We start from the raw sequence: 450 nt of genomic DNA, 5'->3' as shown, positions 1-450 counted from the left end.
CGCAGGCGATCACGTGGCAGCTCTCGCGCCTGTCGGGGCAGGACGTCGGGTGGGTCGCGTCGTGGCCGGACGTCCACGAGGAGGGCTGGGACGGTGACGTGCTGCGCTTCCGTCACGGGTCACCGACGTCCGTGCTGACGTACGTGAACTCCCTCGCGGCGGCCCGTGAGGCCTTCGCGGCGTGGCCGGGGCGGGTGTGCGCCGTGGGGCACACGCACCTCCCGGCGGTGTACGCGTCGGTGCGGGCGCCCGTGGGGGACTGGGTGAAGCACCAGTCGCTCTCGGGAGGCGGGGCCTTCCCGGTGCCGCCCGGCGCGCGGGTGATTCTCAATCCCGGCTCGGTGGGGCAGCCGCGCGACGGCGATCCGCGCGCGTCGTACGGGGTGTACGACACGGTTCGCGGCCTGTTCGAGGTGCGGCGCGTGGCGTACGACGTGGAGCGCACGCAGG

The 450-nt window shown here is 74.4% G+C and carries 1 protein-coding gene; it reads left to right on the top strand.

Annotated features, from left to right (window positions below; genetic code table 11):
• Nucleotides 1–450, top strand: a 450-nt coding sequence (locus tag DEIPI_RS32225) for a metallophosphoesterase family protein (protein WP_045234608.1), incomplete at both ends; no start/stop codon positions are given.

This window comes from Deinococcus pimensis DSM 21231 (assembly GCF_000519345.1).
Classification (GTDB): domain Bacteria; phylum Deinococcota; class Deinococci; order Deinococcales; family Deinococcaceae; genus Deinococcus_A; species Deinococcus_A pimensis.
The sequence above is the reverse complement of the archived record's forward strand: the minus strand, read 5'-3'. Positions and strand labels throughout refer to the sequence as shown.